The sequence below is a fragment of the Corynebacterium sp. UBA2622 genome (genome assembly GCF_002339505.1).
Taxonomy (GTDB): Bacteria; Actinomycetota; Actinomycetes; order Mycobacteriales; family Mycobacteriaceae; genus Corynebacterium.
Map to the genome: position 1 here is coordinate 1 of NZ_DDJO01000009.1, position 12,923 is coordinate 12,923.

A 12,923-nucleotide genomic window follows, 5' to 3' on the forward strand; every position below is an offset into this window, starting at 1 on the left:
CGGAGGGTGCGTTTTTTCATGGGCATGTGAGCGTTGTTCCCTCCTGCCCCTATACTGGTCGGGTCCAAGTAGAAAGGGTCTCCATGTCCGAAGAGTCGTATTCCCGCAACAGGGACGAGCGTCCGCGCCGTACCCGCAATGAGGGTCCCGCTGCCGGCCGGAATGAACGTCGTGGTGGCGACCGTCGTCGTGATGGGGACGGGGAGCGCGGCCAGGGGGGCCGGTCAGGTGGACGCGGAGCCGGACGCCGGGAGGACGGAAGCGTGCGGCACAATCGGTCGAACCCGCAGCGGCACGGCTTCCGTGAAGACCGAATGAATCAGCGACTTTCGGAACCGGATCTGCCCGCCGATCTCGACGTAAACGAGCTGGATCCTTCCGTCCTGCAGGACCTCCGTGTCCTCTCCAAGGACAACGCTGATCGCGTGGCCAAACACATGATCATGGCCGGCACGCTTCTCGAGGACGATGCCCAGCTGGCGCTGCGTCACGCGCGCGCGGCGAAGAACCGCGCTGGCAGGGTCGGTGTTGTCCGCGAGACAAACGGCATTGTTGCCTACCACGCGGGTGAGTGGAAGGAAGCGCTTTCGGAGCTCCGCGCGGCCCGCCGCATGTCCGGCGGGCCGGGTCTTCTTGCGGTCATGGCGGACGCGGAGCGTGGCCTCGGCCGGCCGGAGAAGGCCCTGGAGATCGGTCGGGCTCCCGAGGTCCGTCAGCTGGATGACGACGCCAAAGTTGAGCTCGGCATTGTTCTCGCCGGAGCACGCCACGACCTGGGCCAGCACGAGGCGGCGCTCGCCACGCTTGAGCGCCTCCGCCCGTCTCTCGAGTCGGAGGGTCCGGAACAGGCGCGCCTGTCCTACGCCTATGCCGAGGCCCTTCTGGCGCTGGGGCGCGAGACGGAGGCGCGGACGTGGTTCGGGCACGCCTCCGCCATCGATACCGACGGCGTCACGGACGCGGCGGCTCGTCTCGCCGAGCTGGGGGATTAGATCATGGCACTCGTGGATGCATGCGACGTGGTCTTGCTCGACCTCGACGGAACCGTTTGGTCGGGGGGAACGGCTCTTCCGAACGCGGTGGAAACCATCGACGGGCTGGACGTTCCCGCCGTGTATATCACGAATAACGCCTACCGCGGGCCCGGGGAGGTTGCGGAGCTGCTCCACGGGCTAGGGATTCGTGCGGAGCCCGGGGATGTCCTGACCTCCGCTCAGGCAGCCCTTTCCATGGCGCGCGAACACATCGAGCCCGGGGCGAAGCTCCTGGTGCTCGGGTCGGAATCCTTCAGGAGTCTCGCCCGCGAGGCGGGGTACGAGGTCGTCGCGTCCGCCGAGGACGAGCCCCGGGCCGTCCTTCACGGCCACAGCCCGGACACCGGGTGGCGCGAGTTGTCCGAGGCGGCCCTCGCCATCCAGCGCGGCGCTGATTATTTCGCCTCGAACCTCGATACCTCCCTACCGACGGAGAGGGGCTTGCTCGTCGGGAATGGCTCGATGGTGGCGGCGGTTACGTCCGCCACCGGTGTCACGCCCAAGGCGGCGGGTAAGCCGGAGGCCGCGATGTATATTCAGGCCACGCGCACCGCGGGTGCCTCGCGCCCGCTGGCCGTGGGAGACCGGCTCGACACGGACATAGCCGGTGCGGTCGCCGCGCGCATCCCGTCCCTCCACGTGCTCACCGGCGTGTCCGGCCCGCTCGCCCTTCTCGAGGCCCCGAAGGAGCAGCGCCCGACGTTCATCGGGGAAGACCTCTCCGCCCTGCGGATGGACGCGGCCGAGCTCGCCCCCGGGCCCCAGGGGGGATTCACCGCCCGCGTGGACAAGGGGGATCTGATTCTCGGTCGCGGCACTGCTGACGCTACCCCGGTGCAGGCGCTGCGAACGGCGCTCCAGGTCGCGTGGCACATGCCCGAGCCCCCGGCGCTGGTCCGCCCCGACTCCGACGCCGCCGAGAAGGCGTGTGCCGAATGGTGGTGAGGTGAGTGGGAGCCCCCGTCCCACACGACCCCCGCGCCCCCCGCATCGACGGGGACACGCTTTCCGCGCAGATCCGGGATATCCTGGCCGAGCCGTCCGGAAGCCTTCGCGAGGAGCTTGACCAGCTCACACGCGCCCACGTGGTGCTGCACGAGGCCCTGCAGAAGGGCTGATACCTCAACCAGAGCACAACACCAAGGAGACGCCTGATGGCACCTGGCCGCCGTCGACTCGATTCCGAGCTCGTGCGCCGCAAGATCGCTCGCTCGCGTGAGCAGGCGCAATCATGGATCAAGGAGGGCCGGGTGGAGGTGGCCGGTTTCGCGGCCACCAAGCCCGCGACGGTGGTTGAACCGGGGGTCTCCATCAGGGTGAGCACCGATGATGCCGATGATTGGGCCTCGCGCGGGGCGCACAAGCTGCTCGGTGCGCTGGATGCTTTCGGGCCGCGGGGGTTGGACGTCGATAAGCGGCGTGTGCTCGACGCCGGTGCGTCCACCGGTGGTTTCACGGACGTGCTCCTGTCGAAGGGGGCGCGCGAGGTCGTTGCGGTCGACGTGGGGTACGGGCAGCTCATCTGGCGGCTCCAGAACGACCCCCGGGTGACTGTCCTGGACAGGACCAACATCCGCACGCTGACCCCCGACATGATGGGCGGTCCCGCCGACCTCATGGTGGGGGACCTGTCGTTCATCTCCCTCAGACTCGTCCTGCCGGCCATTGCTGAGTGCCTGAGCGACGGCGCCGATCTCCTGCCGATGGTCAAGCCGCAGTTCGAGGTGGGCAAGGACCGCCTCGGCAGCGGTGGGGTCGTTCGGTCCGGTGCGCTGCGCGCCGAGGTCACGGCCGACGTCGCCCGCTTCGCGCAGGGGCTCGGGTTGAGCCTGAAGGATGTCGTCGCCTCGCCGCTTCCCGGGCCGAGCGGCAACGTAGAATACTTCCTGTGGCTCGTCAAGGATGCGGGTGCGTCCTCGCTTGACGACGACACCCTCAGCGCCCTTGTCACCCGAGCCGTCGAGGAAGGACCACGAACCTGATGACTGCACGCAATAACCGCGCGATCCTGCTCGTGCCGCACACCTACCGCGCCGGAAACATCTCGGCAGCCGCGCGCGCCGCTGAACTGCTCACGGAGGCGGACATCGAAGTGCGGCTGCTGGACCAGAAGAACATGGGCCCGGTCGAGGAGGAGGCATCCCTGCGGTCGCTGGAGCGGGTGGAGGAGGGGCCCGAGGCTGCGGCCGGGTGCGAGCTCGTGCTCGTTCTCGGCGGCGACGGCACGTTCCTCCGGGCGGCGAACTACGCGCACGCGCAGGACGTGCCCGTGCTGGGGATCAACCTCGGCCACGTGGGTTTTTTAGCCGAGTGGGAGCAGGAGAGCCTGCAGGAGGCCATCGGGAGGGTCATCGACAGGACCTACCGCATCGAGGACCGGATGACCATCGACGTTGTGCTCCTCGATTCGGAGGACAACGTCCTGGGCACCGGCTGGGCGCTCAACGAGGCGAGCATCGAGAACGTGAACCGCACCAAGGTCATGGATGCCACCCTCGAGGTGGATTTCCGGCCGGTGTCCTCCTTCGGCTGCGACGGGGTGCTCGTCTCCACGCCAACCGGGTCCACCGCTTACGCGTTCGCAGCCGGGGGCCCGGTCATGTGGCCGGAGGTGGAGGCGCTGCTCGTGGTGCCCAACAACGCGCACGCCCTGTTCACCAAGCCCCTGGTGGTGTCACCGCGCTCAACGGTGGCCATCGAGTCCGAGTCCAACACGGGTGAGGCCAACGTCGTCCTCGACGGGTTCCGGTCGATGGAGATGCCCCCCGGGTCGCGTGTGGAGATCGTCCGCGGGCGCCGCCCCGTGCGCTGGGTCCGCCTGGACGAGCACCCCTTCACCGACCGCCTCGTGCACAAGTTCAAGCTGCCCGTCTCCGGGTGGAGGGGGCCGGCGACGAAGTAATGCTCACTGAAATTTCGATCAGCAACCTCGGCGTCATCCCCCACGCGACGGCGGAGCTCAGCCCGGGTCTGACGGTACTCACGGGTGAAACAGGTGCCGGCAAAACCATGGTCGTCACCGGCCTGCGCCTGCTGACGGGCGGGCGCGCCGACGCCTCGCGCGTGCGCACAGGGGCGGACCAGGCGCTCGTCGAGGGTGCCTTCAGCCTGGACGGGCTCCCGGACGAAACACGTGGTGCCGTCGAGGTAATTGCCTCGGGGGCCGGGGCGGAGGCGGACGAGAACGACGAGTACATCGTCTCGCGCTCCGTCAGGTCCACCGGGCGCTCCAAGGCGCACCTCGGCGGGCGCACCGTTCCCGCGGCGACCCTGGCGGAGCTCGCCGGGCACCTGCTCACGATCCACGGGCAAAACGACCAGCTCCGGCTCATGTCCCCCGACCAGCAGCTTGCGGCGCTCGATCGTTTCGAGCCAGCGGCCGCCAAGGCGCTCGCGGCGTACCGGGAGGTGTGGTCCGCCTGGCGCGAGGCCAGCCGTGATCTGAGGGAGCGCACGGAGAAGCGCCGCGAGCTCGCGCAGGAGGTCGACCGGCTCCAGTTCGCCATCGGGGAAATCGACGCGGCTGCCCCCGTCGAGGGTGAGGACGAGGAACTGGTGGCGAGCATCAACCGCCTGCAGGACGTCGATGCCCTGCGCGAAGCCGCCGAGACCGCCCTTGTGGCCATCGACGGGCCCGATGCCGCAGGCGAGTTTGGCGGCGACGACGAGGCCGCCTCCACGCTGGTCGGCAAAGCCGCCGCCGCCCTGGGTGGATCCAGCGACCCGCAGCTCAAGGAGCTGGGCGAGCAGCTCACGGGCGTGGCTGGAGTGCTGTCCGATGTCTCCGCGGAACTGGGCAGCTACGCCGCGGGCCTGCCCAGCGACCCCGCCGAGCTGGAGAGGCAGCTCCAGCGCCAGCAGGAGCTCAAGGCGCTGACCCGCAAGTACGCTCCCGACATCGCGGGAGTTCTCGCGTGGCGGGCGAAGGCGGAGAAGCGGTTGAACAAAATCGACACGTCGGCCGAGGCCGTCGAGAAGCTGAAGAAGCGGGTTGCTGGGCTGGAGAAGGATCTCGCCGCCCGGGCGGGGGCGCTGACGAAGGTGCGCACACGCGCCGCGAAGGCGCTCGGCGAAGCCGTGACGGGGGAGCTGCGCGGGCTTGCCATGCCGAAGGCGCGCTTGAGCGTTGTCGTGGACTCCCAGCCCTACTCCCGTGACGGTGCGGACGCGGTGGAGCTCCGGCTCGCCCCCAACGACACGATGGAGCCCCAGCCGCTGGCGACGAGCGCCTCGGGTGGCGAGCTCTCGCGCGTCATGCTCGCGCTGGAGGTGATCCTCAGCGCCTCGACGAGCGGGGCGACGCTCGTCTTCGACGAGGTCGACGCCGGGGTGGGCGGGCGCGCGGCCGTGGAGATCGGGCGCCGGCTCGCCAGGCTGGCAACGAACAACCAGGTCATCGTGGTCACCCACCTGCCGCAGGTGGCCGCCTACGCGGACACGCATCTCCACGTGGCCAAGAACGTCGGCGACGAGTCCGTCACTTCCGGGGTGGGCCGCCTGACGGCGGAAGCCCGCGTGGAGGAGCTCGCGCGCATGTTGGCCGGCATGGAGGACTCGGAGACCGGCCGGGCCCACGCCCAGGAGCTGTTTGAGAGGGCCCAGCGCGAGGTGGCCGACCTGCGCGGCTGACGGAGGCTGGCCCGGCAGAATTTGCCGCCGGTTTCCCGCGCGCCTCCGCCGGCGGGACCGCCTTTACCTGCACAATGTCTCGCATGAGTGTCTTTTCTCGCACCCCCGGCGGCGCCGAGGGAACTCCCGGGCCCGCCACCTCCCCCGACGAGGGCGTGCGGGGCACCCTGCGCGACTGCACCGCGCGCGGGCGCGGCCAGTCGAGGCTGGGACGGGGTGACATCGCGGTGGTGGATGCGCCGGACATGACGCGTCGTGAGGCGGAAATGCTCATCGAAGCCCAGCCTGCCGCGGTGGTCAACATCTCCCGTTTCTTCACCGGATCCATCCCGAATTACGGCCCGCACCTGCTCCTCGACGCCGGAATCCCCATGTTCGAGGACGCCGGCGAGGCGCTGCGCTCCGAGATGCGCGACGGACGCAAGGGTGCCGTCACCCCGGAGGGCGACGTTCTGGTGGGCAGGAAGCCCGTCGCCCGCGCGGCCGTGGTGCAGCGCGCCGGAGTGGACGAGTCCTTCTCCTCGGCCCAGCGCAGCCTGCTCGACCACATGGAGGCGTACTTCGGCAACACCATCGAGTTCATCCACTCCGAGTCTCCGCTGCTCATCGACGGTGTCGGGGTTCCCGAGATGGGCTCCTCCATGGCCGGGCGCAAGGTCCTCGTCGTCGAGCCGAGCCCGGAAACGCGGGGCAAGGTGGAGCGGCTGCGCAACTTCATCCGCGAGTATTCACCCGTCATCATCGGCGTGGGCTCGGCCGCGGACACATTGGCCGACCTCGGCTACGCGCCGGACTTCATCGTCGGCGACCCGGCCGACGTCGCCGCGGAGAACCTGCGTGGCGGCGCCCGCGTCATCCTCCCCGCGGACCCGGACGGGCACGCCGCTGGCCTCGAACGGATCCAGGATCTCGGCGTGGGGGCGATGACCTTCCCCGCGGCGACTGATTCCCCGGTCGACCTGGCGGTGCTCCTCGCGAGCTTCCACGATGCCGAGATGATCGTCACGGTGGGGGACCGGGTCGACCTCGACTCCATCTTCGCGGGAGCTCACCAGTCCAGCCCGGCGGCGCTTCTCACGCGGCTCAAGGCGGGCCCGAAACTCGTGGATTCGAGCGTGATCGAGAATCTCTACGCCGTGCAGGCGCGCGGCGGTGTGGCGTGGGCATGGGCGGTGCTCGGTCTCCTGGTGCTTCTGGCGACCATCGTGCTGGTGGTGGGCTTGGGCGGCGACGGGGATTTCGTGGGCAACCTGGTGGACACCTGGAACGTCATCGCGGAGAAATTCCAGAACGCGATCAGGTAGGGGCGGGCACAACACGTGAGCAGGAAAGAGGGACCGACGGTGACACGGAAAAGCGGACGCGGTGCGTTGGTGGCAGCCGGCCTGGGATGGGGCGCGGCTCTGGGCCTCGCCCTCGGTGCACTCGTGGTGGCGCCCGCGATTGACGACGCCCGGGGTGGTGCGGCTCCGGAACAACAGCCCGAGGCGCGTGACACGCGCGCCGAAGAGACGGAGGCCCGGGCCGATGCGGCGAGCGACCTGCTGGCGCAGGAATCGGAGAAGCTCGTCGCGGGCACGCTGAAGGGCTCGGCCGTCGTCGTACTCCGGGCACCGGATGCCGAACCCGCCGACGTGGACCGGGTCCGTCGCCTTCTCGACGCTGCGGGAGCGGACAACGCTGGCGAGCTCGACCTGACGGAGAAGTTCACATCCCAGGAGGGCGCCGACGAGCTCAGCTCGGTTGTGGCGAACACGCTCCCCGCAGGCACACAGCTTTCCGTGGAGAACCGCTCACCCGGAACCCATGCGGGGGAGTCCCTCTCCGCAGCACTGTTCACCGACGCGGCGGGGCAGCCCCGCGCCACCCCCGAGGACCGGGACTTCGTGCTGGGCACCCTGGCTGACGCCGGTTTCATCTCCCGGCCGGACGCGGGTTTGATGGCTGCGGATGCGGCCGTTCTGGTGACGGGGCCCGCCGCCGCTGACGGGGACGGCCCCACCTTTGCCGACGGTGTCCTCGCGGACCTCGCCGCGGCGCTGCAGGGACAGATGGCGCCCGTGGTCGTCGCCTCACCCGACTCGGGCCGGGACGGTGGCATCGCGGCGGCCCTGTCCGGGCGTGGTGGGGACAGTGTTCCCTACCGGGGGGTGGTCGACACCGATGCCGGGGCGGTCCTCACCGTGCGTGACGTGCGCGCGGCCATCGACGCCCGGCAGGGGTAGATTCGGGTTCCATGTCCCACGAATTCACCGTCACAGATTCCGAGCTGCTCGTCGAGGCACCCATTCTCGCCCTCCGGCGCGACACCGTCACCATGCCCGGGGGCAGGGAGGCGAAACGCGAGATCGTGGAGCATTTCGGCGCCGTCGCCGTAGTCGCGCTGGACGGGGACGGCAGGGTGGCGATGGTGGAGCAGTACCGGCACTCCGTCGGCAAGCGGCTGCTGGAACTCCCCGCCGGCATCCTCGATGAGGCGGATGAGCCGGAGCTGGAGTGCGCCCGGCGCGAGCTGCGCGAGGAAGCGGGACTCGAGGCCGCCCGGTGGGAGGTGCTGGTTGACCTGGTGACCTCGCCCGGTTTCGCCGACGAGGCTGTGCGGGTTTTTCTGGCGCGTGGCCTGACGGAGGTGCAGCGACCCGAAGCGGAGGACGAGGAGGCGGACATGTCGCTGGAGTGGATCCTCCTTGACGATGCCCGGCGGGCCGTCCTCGAGGGGCGGATCGTCAACTCAATCGCCGCCTCCGGGCTACTCGCCGCCAGCGCGGTCTCCGCCGGATGCGCGACCACGCGCGGTACGGACGAGCCCTTCGAGTACCGCCCGACCAAGCTCGCGGACCGGCGCAAGGCCCGGGGTCTGAGCGGGGACCTGAAGAAGATCTGATGCGGCCCACCGAGGTCGTCGACGTCTGGCTCAACCACCTCGCGGTCGAGCGGGGACGTTCCGCCAACACCCTGAGCAACTACAGACGCGACGCCGACCGCTACACCACCTGGCTCGCGAGGGCGGGCAAGACAGACCTCGCGCAGGTCACCTCCCTGGACCTCGAGTCCTACCTTGCGGATCTCCGCCGAGGCACCTCCGGAGGCGCACCCCTCGCCGCGTCCTCCGCGGCGCGCGCGCTCACCGTCGCCCGCGGCCTGCACAAGTTCGCCGTCGCTGAAGGAATCCTCGGGGCGGACGTGGCCGCGCGGGTCCCGCCTCCAGCAGCGGGTACGAAGCTCCCCGACACACTGAGCATCGGCGAGGTCGCATCGCTTCTCGACGCCTGCCCGACGGACACCCCCACCCAACTGCGGGACAAGGCTCTCCTTGAAACGCTCTACGCCACCGGCGCGCGGGTCTCGGAGGTCCTCGGGCTCGCCGTGGATGATGTGACGGGGGACGCGGGGGTTCTCACCGTGACCGGCAAAGGGGATAAACAGCGCCTCGTCCCCGTCGGGCGGGCGGCGCGGGAGGCAGTCGAGGCCTACCTGGTGCGCGGGCGCTCCGCGCTGGCCACCGGGAAATCGCATGCGCTCTTCCTCAACAAGCGGGGCGGTGCGCTCTCGCGGCAGAGCGCGTGGACGGTGATCAAGGAAGCCGCGCAGCGTGCGGGAGTGGAGAAGGACATCTCGCCGCACACGCTCAGGCACTCCTTCGCCACCCACCTTCTCGAGGGAGGGGCCGACGTGCGGACCGTGCAGGAACTACTGGGCCACTCGTCGGTGACGACCACACAGATCTACACCCACGTCACAGCGGATAACCTGCGGGAGGTGTGGCGCGGAGCCCACCCGCGGGCGCTGTAGACTCCTCCCGACACTCGCCCGCCCGGGCGGGGTCGTCTGCGAAAGGACACAACGTGCGCCGGACCCGGTTCTCTGTACCCCTCGCCATCGCCGTCGCCTTGGGCGCGGCCGGAGCGGACCTGACCGGTGCCGGCCCCGCGCTCGCCCAGATCCCCGGGGGCATCGACCCCGCGCAGGTGCAACACATGCTTCCCTCCCAGATCGAGGTCCCCGCGGGGCAGAGCACGTCCGTCGACGTGGGGGTGCCCGTGAGCGTGGGGTACGCCGCAGGCGGGTGGAACATCTCCGCCGCTGGTTCCACGGTCACCGTCGCAGCCCCTGACCAGCCGGGGGCGACGGCAAGCGTTCCGGTCAGCGCCGGGGGTTACAGCACCACGGTCACGCTGGTTGCCGTGGGCGCGGGTGAGGCGGAAGCCGGGGCCCGAGAACCCGGTCCGAATGCGGGTGGGCCGGGGCAGCCCGACCCAGGCCGCCCGAACCCGGGGGAGGGGCGGCCGGAAGGGCAGAACAGCCCGGTGGGGAGCGGGAGCGCGACCAGCCCGGGTGAAGTGCGCCCCGCGCAGGTGCAGCACCCGGAGCGCAAGCCAGCCAGCACTGTGAACACCTCCAACGCGGTGCGCCTGAATTTCGATGGCACGATCGCGGGAAACGTCCTCACGGTCAGGGTGTCGCTGGCGAAGGCGCAACAGCTCATGCAGTACATCGGGATGCCGCAGGATGGCGCCAAGCTGCGTTACGTTGACGTCAACGGGCGGATCATCGAGGGCGTGCAGAGAAACATCGATGCCGTCTCCCGCACCCTGACCCTGACGTATCCCGAGGGGCAAACGCCGGACAACCCGTTCATCATGGAGGTTGTGCGCGACGACACCACGGCGGAATTCCTGGCCGTGATCACGGCCCGCAACGCTCCCGTCGAAGTAGCGTCGGACCCGGGCACCCCGTACGCGGCTTTCGGTGGCACGCCGGAAAATTCGGACGGAAACACGCCGGCCAATCACTCCGGGTCCCCCCGCAGCTGGTTCGGCCCGGCGGCGCTCGCCGGTGTCGCGGCAGTGGCCCTCCTCGCGGCTTTTGTCGCGCTCGCCCGGAGGCGAAGGAATCACAGGCGTGTAAGCTCGAAGTCAACCCGCTAGGGTAGACGTATGGCGTGCGAGGGGAAGGTGTCGAATGTCGGACGGTTCACTTTTTGAGGCCAAGGAGGCCGAGGTCGGCTTGACCGGCCGGCCGGTCCGGGAGCTGCCGCAGCCGAAACCGCTGGACAGCCACGGCCCGGCGACAGTGATATCCATGGTCAACCAGAAGGGCGGGGTGGGCAAGACCACCTCCACGATCAACCTCGGCGCGTGCCTCGCCGAGCAGGGCCGTAAAGTCCTCCTCGTTGACCTGGACCCCCAGGGCGCCCTGTCGGCCGGACTCGGGGTGTCCCACGACGAGGACCAGACGACGGTGTACGACCTGCTCTTCGACAACACCGCGAGCATCCACTCCGCGGTCCGGCACACAAATGTCTCAGGCCTCGATCTCGTCCCAGCCAACATCGACCTGTCCGCCGCCGAGATCCAGCTTGTCAACGAGGTGGGCAGGGAGCACACCCTGACCCGCGCCCTGCGCCCGGTTCTCAAAGAGTACGACATCATCATCCTCGACTGCGGGCCCTCCCTCGGCCTGCTCACCGTCAACGCCCTCGCCGCCTCCCACGGCGTGATCATCCCCATGGAGTGCGAATACTTTTCCCTGCGCGGCCTGGCGCTGCTGACGGACACCGTGGAGAAGGTCCGCGACCGGATCAATTTCGATCTCGAGATTGTCGGAATCCTCGTCACGATGTTCGACCGCCGCACCACCCACGCGCGGGAGGTGATGGAACGCGTGCTCGAGGTGTTCGGCGACACTGTCTTCGACACCGTAATCACCCGGACGGTGCGCTTCCCGGAAACGTCCGTCGCCGGCGAGCCCATCATCACGTGGGCGCCGTCCTCCCAGGGTGCCCAGCAATACCGCAACCTCGCCCTGGAAGTTCTGGAGCGCACGGAGTAGTGGCCGCCCCGGGGCAGGACCGGGCGCCCGAACAGCCGGAAATAACGGGCTTCACCCTCGTGCTCAACAATTTCGAGGGCCCGTTCGACCTGCTGCTCAACCTCATCAACTCCAAGAAGCTCGATGTGACCGAGGTGGCCCTCGCGGAGGTGACGGACGAGTTCATCGCATACACCCGCGCGCTCGGCGAGACGGCTCCGCTGGACGAGGTGACCGAGTTCGTGCTCGTCGCCGCGACGCTGCTCGACCTGAAGGCCGCGCGCCTCCTGCCGCGCGGTGAAATGAACGAGGAGGCGGACCTCGAGCTGCTCGAATCGCGCGACCTCCTCTTTGCCCGCCTCCTGCAGTACCGCGCGTACCAGCAGGTCGCCGACCTGTTTGCCGAGTGGCAGCAGCACGCTTCACGACGCTACCCCCGCGCGACCTCCATCGAACCGCAGTTCGCCGACCTGCTGCCGCCGGTGGCCCTGGGCCACACACCGGCGAGCTTCGCCCAGCTCGCTGCGAGCGTGTTCCGGCCGCGCCCCCCGGAGGGGGTGCGCACCGAACACATCCACGCCGTCGCAGTGTCGGTCCCCGAGCAGGCGGGCAAGATCCTCGACACGCTGCGGATCGTGGGTCCCGGCCAGTGGGTCACCTTCGCCTCGCTGACAAAGGACTGCCTGCGCTCGATGGAGGTTGTCGGCAGGTTTCTCGCCCTCCTGGAGCTGTACAAGGCGCGGGCGGTGGACACCGAGCAGCAGGTTGCGCTGGGCCCCCTCGAGGTTGCGTGGACGGGCGTGGACGTCGACCCGGCCGTCGTGGCCGCGGCCAACTGGAACTAGCATCTGACCACATGAACGACACTCCCGCCCGAGACAGCCTCCCGATGGTCTCCCAGCTCCGCTCGCGGCTCGAATCCATCATGCTCGTCCTGGACACCCCCGCCGCGGGCGGGACTCTCGCTCGGGCTCTCGGAGCGGAGGAGGGGGACGTCGAAAAGCTGCTCGTGGAATGGCGCGGGGAGCTCGATGCGCGGGGCAGCGGGATCGAGCTGCGCGAGACCGCGGAGGGGTGGCGGCTGTACACGCGGCCGGAGAACGCCGAGGCCGTCGAGGCGTTCCTGCTTGACGGCACCCAGATGAAGCTATCGCGCGCGGCGATGGAGACCCTCGCGGTGGTCGCCTACCGCCAACCCGTGACACGCTCCCAGGTGGCGGGGGTCAGGGGAGTCAACGTCGACGGGGTGATGCGCACCCTGACGCTGCGCGGGCTCATCGCCGAGGTGGACCCGGATGAGGAGTCCGGGGCGCACCGCTACGTCACCACCGAGCTGTTCCTGGAGCTTCTCGGGATCGACGGCCTGGAGCGCCTCCCGGACCTGGCCCCGCTGCTGCCCGACATCGACGCGATCGAGGATGCCTGGTAGCGCTGGCCCTGCTGGTAGCG

General features: G+C 69.5%; 14 protein-coding genes. All 14 read left to right on the top strand.

Translation table 11 applies throughout. The features are described from left to right. The first annotated feature begins 314 nt into the window (after positions 1–314). The 14 genes from B3611_RS02580 (at position 315) to scpB (ending at position 12,903) form a co-directional block, all read left to right on the top strand. The gene (locus tag B3611_RS02580; protein WP_291313516.1) at positions 315–992 is read left to right on the top strand and encodes a tetratricopeptide repeat protein; all 678 of its coding nucleotides are present in this window, start codon (positions 315–317) and stop codon (positions 990–992) included. A gap of 3 nt (positions 993–995) precedes the next feature. Next, positions 996–1,979, top strand: a complete 984-nt coding sequence (locus B3611_RS02585) for an HAD hydrolase-like protein (RefSeq protein WP_291313517.1) — start codon at positions 996–998, stop codon at positions 1,977–1,979. A gap of 5 nt (positions 1,980–1,984) precedes the next feature. Continuing rightward, the gene (locus tag B3611_RS02590) at positions 1,985–2,152 is read left to right on the top strand and encodes a hypothetical protein (RefSeq protein ID WP_291313518.1); all 168 of its coding nucleotides are present in this window, start codon (positions 1,985–1,987) and stop codon (positions 2,150–2,152) included. Positions 2,153–2,188: 36 nt separating this feature from the next. Then, a complete protein-coding gene (locus B3611_RS02595; protein WP_291313519.1) occupies positions 2,189–3,016 on the top strand; it encodes a TlyA family RNA methyltransferase in 828 nt (275 codons plus the stop codon). Next, positions 3,016–3,936, top strand: a complete 921-nt coding sequence (locus B3611_RS02600) for an NAD kinase (RefSeq protein ID WP_291313520.1) — start codon at positions 3,016–3,018, stop codon at positions 3,934–3,936. The genes B3611_RS02595 and B3611_RS02600 overlap by 1 nt, the downstream gene beginning before the upstream one ends. Next, entirely contained in the window at positions 3,936–5,663 is a 1,728-nt protein-coding gene (recN, locus tag B3611_RS02605) for a DNA repair protein RecN (RefSeq protein WP_291313521.1), read from the top strand. The genes B3611_RS02600 and recN overlap by 1 nt, the downstream gene beginning before the upstream one ends. A 74-nt stretch (positions 5,664–5,737) precedes the next feature. Further along, the gene (steA, locus tag B3611_RS02610) at positions 5,738–6,967 is read left to right on the top strand and encodes a putative cytokinetic ring protein SteA (RefSeq protein ID WP_414646288.1); all 1,230 of its coding nucleotides are present in this window, start codon (positions 5,738–5,740) and stop codon (positions 6,965–6,967) included. A gap of 69 nt (positions 6,968–7,036) precedes the next feature. Continuing rightward, complete coding sequence (locus B3611_RS02615; protein ID WP_291313523.1) at positions 7,037–7,888, top strand: copper transporter; 852 nt, start codon at positions 7,037–7,039, stop codon at positions 7,886–7,888. Positions 7,889–7,899: 11 nt separating this feature from the next. Continuing rightward, positions 7,900–8,547: an NUDIX domain-containing protein gene (locus B3611_RS02620; protein ID WP_291313524.1), complete on the top strand. Its 648-nt coding sequence runs from the start codon at positions 7,900–7,902 to the stop codon at positions 8,545–8,547. After that, complete coding sequence (gene xerD / locus B3611_RS02625; RefSeq protein ID WP_291313525.1) at positions 8,547–9,455, top strand: site-specific tyrosine recombinase XerD; 909 nt, start codon at positions 8,547–8,549, stop codon at positions 9,453–9,455. The genes B3611_RS02620 and xerD overlap by 1 nt, the downstream gene beginning before the upstream one ends. A gap of 53 nt (positions 9,456–9,508) precedes the next feature. Continuing rightward, positions 9,509–10,591, top strand: coding sequence for a hypothetical protein (locus B3611_RS02630; RefSeq protein ID WP_291313526.1), 1,083 nt, complete (start codon positions 9,509–9,511; stop codon positions 10,589–10,591). A 34-nt stretch (positions 10,592–10,625) separates the two neighbouring features. Beyond that, entirely contained in the window at positions 10,626–11,495 is an 870-nt protein-coding gene (locus B3611_RS02635) for a ParA family protein (RefSeq protein WP_291313527.1), read from the top strand. Continuing rightward, positions 11,495–12,319, top strand: a complete 825-nt coding sequence (locus B3611_RS02640) for a segregation and condensation protein A (protein WP_291313528.1) — start codon at positions 11,495–11,497, stop codon at positions 12,317–12,319. Before B3611_RS02635 ends, B3611_RS02640 begins: the two co-directional genes overlap by 1 nt. An 11-nt stretch (positions 12,320–12,330) precedes the next feature. Next, on the top strand, positions 12,331–12,903 hold the full coding sequence (gene scpB / locus B3611_RS02645; RefSeq protein WP_291313529.1) for an SMC-Scp complex subunit ScpB: 573 nt from the start codon (positions 12,331–12,333) through the stop codon (positions 12,901–12,903). Positions 12,904–12,923 lie beyond the last annotated feature (20 nt).

What these genes read in the sequence shown, in the direction of transcription:
- scpB (WP_291313529.1), top strand. Translation starts at nt 12,331, where the DNA reads ATGAACGACACTCCCGCCCGAGACAGCCTCCCGATGGTCTCCCAGCTC.
- recN (WP_291313521.1), top strand. Translation starts at nt 3,936, where the DNA reads ATGCTCACTGAAATTTCGATCAGCAACCTCGGCGTCATCCCCCACGCG.
- B3611_RS02635 (WP_291313527.1), top strand. Translation starts at nt 10,626, where the DNA reads ATGTCGGACGGTTCACTTTTTGAGGCCAAGGAGGCCGAGGTCGGCTTG.
- B3611_RS02600 (WP_291313520.1), top strand. Translation starts at nt 3,016, where the DNA reads ATGACTGCACGCAATAACCGCGCGATCCTGCTCGTGCCGCACACCTAC.
- B3611_RS02585 (WP_291313517.1), top strand. Translation starts at nt 996, where the DNA reads ATGGCACTCGTGGATGCATGCGACGTGGTCTTGCTCGACCTCGACGGA.
- B3611_RS02595 (WP_291313519.1), top strand. Translation starts at nt 2,189, where the DNA reads ATGGCACCTGGCCGCCGTCGACTCGATTCCGAGCTCGTGCGCCGCAAG.
- steA (WP_414646288.1), top strand. Translation starts at nt 5,738, where the DNA reads ATGTCTCGCATGAGTGTCTTTTCTCGCACCCCCGGCGGCGCCGAGGGA.
- B3611_RS02620 (WP_291313524.1), top strand. Translation starts at nt 7,900, where the DNA reads ATGTCCCACGAATTCACCGTCACAGATTCCGAGCTGCTCGTCGAGGCA.
- B3611_RS02580 (WP_291313516.1), top strand. Translation starts at nt 315, where the DNA reads ATGAATCAGCGACTTTCGGAACCGGATCTGCCCGCCGATCTCGACGTA.
- xerD (WP_291313525.1), top strand. Translation starts at nt 8,547, where the DNA reads ATGCGGCCCACCGAGGTCGTCGACGTCTGGCTCAACCACCTCGCGGTC.